The sequence below is a fragment of the Hymenobacter coccineus genome (genome assembly GCF_001816125.1).
In the GTDB taxonomy this organism is placed as follows: Bacteria; Bacteroidota; Bacteroidia; order Cytophagales; family Hymenobacteraceae; genus Hymenobacter; species Hymenobacter coccineus.
The window spans coordinates 1-6,010 of the sequence record NZ_MDZA01000136.1; the positions used below are offsets into that span (position 1 = coordinate 1).

The window sequence follows — 6,010 nt, forward strand, 5'->3', positions numbered from 1 at the left end:
CCGCTGCTTCATCACGTAAAGCTACCAACCTCGCAAAAGGGAGTAGCAACTAAAGTCTTGCCCTGAAGGGCATAGCTTTAACTAGCGTGCTTGAAAAGTCAAATCTTCGGATATGATGGGGCCATGGCGGCCTACCGAGCGCCGGGGCCCCGAAGGCGTACGGCCAGCTTTCGGCCAGGGTTGGTGCCAGTGCGCGGGCGCAACCTTCGGCCGCGAGGCCGGGCAGGGCAATACTCCTTCTTGCTTTTATCCGCTTGGCCGTGCGTTCAATTATTCTCTCCTTGTTGGGGGCCCTTGGGGCCCTGGCGTCCGTCCCGGCGGCGGCCCAGGCCCCGGCGCAGTTCCTCACCACCGGCCGTATCGTGCGCCAGGGCCCCGGGCTCGACCAGTTGGTGGCTCCCGGCGCACAGCTTGAAATTATCGCTTCCGGCTTTAGCCACATCGAGGGCCCCGTGTGGGTGGCCGACAGCAGCATACTGCTCTTTTCCGATACGCCCACCCGCACCATCTACCGCTGGACGGCGGACAACAAGCAGTCCAAGTTTCTGGAATACAGCGGCTACACCGGCCGCATGCCCTACAGCAAGGAGCCCGGCAGCAACGGCATGGCCCTCGACGGCAGCGGTAATCTGCTGATCTGCGAGCACGGCGACCGCCGCCTGGCCGTGCTGCCCCTGGCTGAGAAAAGTGGCAAGCGCACCCTAGCCGATAATTATAACGGTGCTCGGTTCAACAGCCCCAACGACGTGGTAGCCACCGCCAACGGTACGTTCTACTTCACCGATCCGCCTTTCGGCTTACCTCAACAGGGAAAAGACCCGAGCCGCGAAGCGCCCGTGGGGGCCCTGTACCGCCGGGCCCCTGACGGCAAGGTAACCCGCGAAAGCACTGAGCTGGCCCGCCCCAATGGCCTTGCCTTCAGCCCCGATGGCCGCACGCTCTACGTGTCCAACGCCGACTCGCTGCGCCCCGTCATCCTGGCCTACGAGGTGAAAGGCGACGGTCGCTTGGGCAAAAGCCGCCCGTTTTTCGACATGAGCAAAGTAGCCGGCCGCCGTCCTAAGGAAGTACCCGACGGCCTGAAAACCGACGCCGCCGGCAACGTATACGCCAGCGGCTTCGGCGGCATCCTCATCCTGTCGCCCCAGGGCCAGCACCTCGGCACCCTCGACCCCGGCGTGACGGCCGCCAACTGCGCCTGGGGCAACGACGGCCACACGCTCTACATCACGGCCGGCACGTTCATGTGCCACGTGAAAATGCTGGCCCAAGGCAAGGTGGGCAATTGACTTAGGGCCCCGGGGGAACCTCACCTCCGGCCCCTCTCCCGCGGAGAGGGGTGCCAGTACCTGACCGTTGTGGATTGACCGAGCATACTGAACGCACCCCTCTCCGCAGGAGAGGGGCCGGGGGTGAGGTTCCCCGGGGTCCCGACCTCACACCGTCAGCTTCTTATAGGCTCCCGGGGTCAGGCCCTCGTATTTCTTAAAGAGCGCCTGGAAGTGCGATAGGTTGTTGAAGCCGGCGCGCAGGCACACGTCGGCCACGTTGGCCAGGGGCTGGCGGAGCAGGCGCTTGGCTTCGGCCAGCCGCTCGCGGATGATGTACTCAATGGGTGTGAGACCGAACTCGCGCTTGAACACCCGGAAGAACGTAGCCTTGCTCATGCACGCCAGCGCGCTGAGCTTGTCCACCGACAGGTTTTCGGCCAAGTGGCGCTTGATGTAGTCCACCACGGCGGCGAAGCGGTGGGTGGTGAGGTGCCGCGCGTAGCCGTGAAAAATGAGTTGGCGGGCCTGGGTTTGCATCAGGCGCACCAGCAGTTCCTGTAGGGTAAAGCTGGCCAGCACGTCCTTGGCCGCATCCGTGGTGCGCGACACGGCCACGAGGCGTTCCAGGGTGCTGGTGAGTTCGGGGGTGTTGGTGAGGTGGGCGTGCTCGGGGCCCGCCAGGGCCCAGGGCGTGTGGTCCTCGGCGCGCGGGTAGCGCTCGTTGAGCAGTTCCACGGTTTGGCGGATGGTGTCCGGGGCGATGGCCACGGCCAGGCACTGGGTGGGCTGGCAGGCGCAGGCCTCGGGGAAGTCGATTTCCATCCGCTCGTCCTCGCCCACTACCACCGACTCGCCGGGGAAGTAGTCGAAGGCCGGGCGGCCGGGCAGGTGCATCACCTTTTTGCCGCGCAGCATGGTCGTCAGGGCCAGGCCGTCGAGGCGCAGGGGCACGCGGTGGGCCTTCTGGTGGGTTTCGAAGATGTTCAGCTCGTAAGAATCCAGGGCAAAAACAGTGCGGTTTTCGACCAGCGTTTGCAACTGGTGGGGCGGCAGCGGGGCCACGGCGGCGGGCAAATGGACGCGAGGATTCATAAACTAAACGAATGACGAAGACCACGAAGCACCGCCCGGCGAACGCAAGTTGCGACAATTCCAGCACTTTCTGCGACGATAACGCAAACGGTTGTTCTATTAATACGGGACCTTTGGCTATTCGTCAACCTCAACCAATCCCACCCCTCCGTTATGGCCGAAGTGCTCGAAAAATCCACCACCGTGGTGGCCCGTCCTCAATTCAAATCTCACTACGATAACTTCATCGGCGGCAAATGGGTAGCCCCCGTGAAGGGCCAGTATTTTGACAACCCGTCGCCCATCGACGGCAAAGCCTTTTGTAAAGTAGCCCGCAGCAGCAAGGAAGACATTGAGCTGGCCCTCGACGCGGCCCACGACGCGTTTAAGACCTGGAGCAAGGCCTCGGCGGCCGTGCGCAGCGGCGTGCTGCTGAAAATTGCCGACATTATGGAAGCCAACCTGCCGTACCTGGCCGCCGTGGAAACGGTGGAAAACGGCAAGGCCATCCGTGAAACGATGGCGGCCGACTTGCCTCTGTGTATCGACCACTTCCGCTACTTCGCGGGCGTCATTCGGGCCGAAGAAGGCTCGGCCACGGAGCTGAACGAGAATACGTTGTCGCTGGTGATTCAGGAGCCGCTGGGCGTGGTCGGCCAGATAATTCCCTGGAACTTCCCGCTGCTAATGGCCACCTGGAAGCTGGCCCCGGCCATTGCCGCCGGCTGCTGCGTGGTGATGAAGCCCGCCGAGCAAACGCCCGCCAGCATCATGATCCTTATGGAGCTGTTGCAAGACGTGGTGCCCCCCGGAGTGATCAACGTGGTGAACGGCTTCGGTCTGGAAGCCGGCAAGCCCCTGGCCAGCAACAAGCGCGTGCAGAAAGTGTCGTTCACGGGCGAGACGACCACGGGCCGCCTCATCCTGCAATACGCCGCTGAAAACATCATCCCTGTCACGATGGAGTTGGGGGGCAAGTCGCCCAACATCTTCTGCAAGAGTGTGATGGACCACGACGATGATTTCCTCGACAAGTGCATCGAGGGCGCCGTGATGTTTGCCCTGAACCAGGGCGAAATCTGCACGTGCCCCTCGCGCTTGCTGGTGCACGAAGACATTTACGACGAGTTCATTGCCCGCGTGATTGAGCGCGTGAAAGCCATCAAGCTCGGCAACCCGATGGACACCGACACCATGATGGGGGCCCAAGCCAGCAACGACCAGTTCGAGAAAATCCTGAGCTACCTCGAAATCGGCAAGGCCGAAGGGGCCGAAGTGCTGGTGGGCGGCGAAGCCTACCACCAGGAAGACGGGGCCCTAGCCGAAGGCTACTACATCCAGCCCACCATCTTCCGGGGCCACAACAAGATGCGGATTTTCCAGGAGGAAATCTTTGGCCCGGTGCTGTCCGTGACGACATTCAAAGACAACGAGGAGGCCCTGGCCATTGCCAACGACACCCTTTATGGCCTCGGCGCCGGCCTCTGGAGCCGCGACGCCCACGAGCTGTACCAGATGCCCCGCGCCATCCAGGCCGGCCGCGTGTGGGTGAACTGCTACCACGACTACCCCGCCGGGGCCCCCTTCGGCGGCTACAAAGCCTCCGGCTTTGGCCGCGAAAACCACAAGATGATGCTCAGCCACTACCGCCAGACCAAAAACATGCTCATCAGCTACAGCCAGCAGAAACTAGGTTTCTTTTAGGCGACATGTTAATAAAAGAATGGTCCGGTGGCGGTTTGGCTGCCGGACCATTTTTTGTGGGCAAAGGAGCCAGCTGTTTGCCAGGGCCCCACGTATATTCGCTAACCACGTATATTCGCTAGCGTTCAACCAATTATTTCAACGGCAATGCGGTACAGAAACACGTGGCTGCTAGGGGCCCTAATATTCTTCGGGACAGTAGGTTTTGCCAGCCGGGCGCAGGCCCAGGTGCTGCCCGTGCCCGGGGCCCGCAACCCGGATTGGGCCCTGGAAACCACCGTGCCCGACGCTTACCGCCAGGCCCCCGGTATCCTGACCATGCCCAAAGACCGGATGCCCAACGCCCTCCAAAAGAGTGTCTTAAGCAACGGCAACCGCAGCTACCACTGGGACGCCGCCCGGCAACTGGCCTACGAATGGCCAAACCACGCCGGCAGCGTGGGGCCCCACAACTCGGTAATCGTGCGCGACGACCGCACCGGCACTACGTATAGCTACGGCCGCCGGGCCCCCCGGCCCGCGGCGCGCCAATGGCACCGCCTACCCGGCGTGCCCAAATAAAACACACTCCTTCCCCTATCCCACCCATGCCCACGCCCCGCGTCCTCGCCACCCAAGCCGCCGAAGCCACCATCGACCTATTGCGCGACGAGCACGGGCCCCTGATGTTCCACCAAAGCGGCGGGTGCTGCGACGGCTCCTCGCCGATGTGCTTCACCAAGGGCGAGTTTCGCATCGGGGGCAACGACGTGTGGCTGGGCCAAATCCACGGCTGCGACTTTTTTATGAGCACCAGCCAGTTCGAGTACTGGCAGCACACGCAGCTCACCATCGACGTGACAAAGGGCCGCGGAGCCAGTTTCTCGCTGGAAATTCCGCTCGGCGTCCGCTTCCTCATCCGCTCCCGGCTGTTCACCGAGGAAGAAGCCAAGGACATGACCCCCGTGCTGAACGGCGAAGAATACCTGGAAACCGCGTAGGGCTTGTCGAGGGATTGTCATTCCGACGAAGGAGGAATCTGAGGACTGTCCTTGACCGATTTTACCCAGATTCCTCCTTCGTCGGAATGACAGCCCTTAACTCAGATAGCTTCTCAGGGCCCTAACTATCAGAACGCAAAGAGCCCCTGCAACTTCAGTTGCCGGGGCTCTTTGCGTTCTGAGGGGACGGTTATTTCTTGGCCTGCACGGGCAGGTCTTCGAGCTGGGCATAGCTCAGTTTCCAGGTGCCGTCGCTGCCTTTCTTCCAGAGCAGCAGGAAGTTGCCTTCGCCGGTACCGGCCTGGGGCTCGGTGGCGGTGGCCAGGACATCTACCGAGAACGTGCCGGCCTCGTAGGCCATGTTGGCGTCGGTGCCGGTGCTGGCGGTGCTGGTTTTCAGGTTGGCCACCGTGCCAATGGTGGGCGTAATCCACTTGTTGGTTATTTCGCCCTTGCCGCTGAAGCGCGTAGCGCCTTGTAAGAACTGGGCATCGTCGGCCAGGAAGGCGGCGGCTTTGGCGGCGTCCTTGCTATTCCAGGCGCTCAGGAACTGCTGGTTGAGGTCCGATACGCTCACATTGCCGCTGGTGCTGGCGGTAGTGGCAGCGGCCGGGGCCCCAGCGGGCGCGTTGTTGCCACCACACGAAGCTAATAAAACGGTAGTACCCAGCGCTAACAGATAATTTTTCATGATAAAACAATAAAAAGAACGGGAAGTGAAAGAGGGGAAGTGAAAATCAGAACGGGCAAAACCTGGGCCGGTGGGGCCCAGGTTTTGGAAAAGCGAATAGGCGGACTACCAGCTCTTGCGGCGCACGGGCGAGTTTGGGTAGGCTGCCTGCTCGTTGCCATAGTTGGGGTTGGGCAGGTAGCCCGAGGCGGGGCTGACGCTGGCCGGGGTAGCGCTGGCCACCAGGGCCGTGGTGCCAGCGCGGCGGCGGTAGCACCAGATACGCGGCCGAGGCTGCCCGGGGCGGCGGCTAC

The 6,010-nt window shown here is 62.3% G+C and carries 6 protein-coding genes and 1 pseudogene; 4 read left to right on the forward strand and 3 right to left on the reverse strand.

The annotated features are described in order from the left end of the window. Positions 1–260: 260 nt before the first annotated feature. Positions 261–1,289 carry an SMP-30/gluconolactonase/LRE family protein gene (locus BEN49_RS09905; protein ID WP_083325966.1) on the forward strand — a complete coding sequence of 343 codons (1,029 nt, stop codon included), beginning with the start codon at positions 261–263 and terminating at the stop codon, positions 1,287–1,289. A 147-nt stretch (positions 1,290–1,436) separates the two neighbouring features. Here the strand turns inward: BEN49_RS09905 and BEN49_RS09910 are convergent, their stop codons facing one another. Continuing rightward, positions 1,437–2,363 (reverse strand): AraC family transcriptional regulator, encoded by a 927-nt coding sequence (locus BEN49_RS09910; protein WP_070742865.1) that lies wholly within the window; start codon positions 2,361–2,363, stop codon positions 1,437–1,439. 153 nt (positions 2,364–2,516) lie between these two features. On the opposite strand from BEN49_RS09910, the gene BEN49_RS09915 reads away from it, so the two are divergent. From BEN49_RS09915 to BEN49_RS09925, 3 genes are all read left to right on the forward strand, one after another. Continuing rightward, positions 2,517–4,046, forward strand: coding sequence for an aldehyde dehydrogenase family protein (locus BEN49_RS09915; protein ID WP_070742867.1), 1,530 nt, complete (start codon positions 2,517–2,519; stop codon positions 4,044–4,046). 147 nt (positions 4,047–4,193) lie between these two features. Continuing rightward, complete coding sequence (locus BEN49_RS09920) at positions 4,194–4,607, forward strand: hypothetical protein (RefSeq protein ID WP_070742869.1); 414 nt, start codon at positions 4,194–4,196, stop codon at positions 4,605–4,607. A gap of 26 nt (positions 4,608–4,633) precedes the next feature. Beyond that, positions 4,634–5,026: a DUF779 domain-containing protein gene (locus tag BEN49_RS09925; protein ID WP_070742871.1), complete on the forward strand. Its 393-nt coding sequence runs from the start codon at positions 4,634–4,636 to the stop codon at positions 5,024–5,026. Between the two features lie 190 nt (positions 5,027–5,216). Here BEN49_RS09925 and BEN49_RS09930 read toward each other — a convergent pair whose 3' ends face one another. After that, positions 5,217–5,717 (reverse strand): DUF4440 domain-containing protein, encoded by a 501-nt coding sequence (locus BEN49_RS09930; protein ID WP_070742873.1) that lies wholly within the window; start codon positions 5,715–5,717, stop codon positions 5,217–5,219. Between the two features lie 105 nt (positions 5,718–5,822). Further along, positions 5,823–6,010 (reverse strand): annotated as a pseudogene (locus tag BEN49_RS27800) (hypothetical protein); the annotation flags it as partial.

Bases quoted from the DNA above. Each gene is read 5' to 3' on its own strand.
- BEN49_RS09910 (WP_070742865.1), bottom strand. From the start codon at position 2,363: ATGAATCCTCGCGTCCATTTGCCCGCCGCCGTGGCCCCGCTGCCGCCC.
- BEN49_RS09915 (WP_070742867.1), top strand. From the start codon at position 2,517: ATGGCCGAAGTGCTCGAAAAATCCACCACCGTGGTGGCCCGTCCTCAA.
- BEN49_RS09920 (WP_070742869.1), top strand. From the start codon at position 4,194: ATGCGGTACAGAAACACGTGGCTGCTAGGGGCCCTAATATTCTTCGGG.
- BEN49_RS09925 (WP_070742871.1), top strand. From the start codon at position 4,634: ATGCCCACGCCCCGCGTCCTCGCCACCCAAGCCGCCGAAGCCACCATC.
- BEN49_RS09930 (WP_070742873.1), bottom strand. From the start codon at position 5,717: ATGAAAAATTATCTGTTAGCGCTGGGTACTACCGTTTTATTAGCTTCG.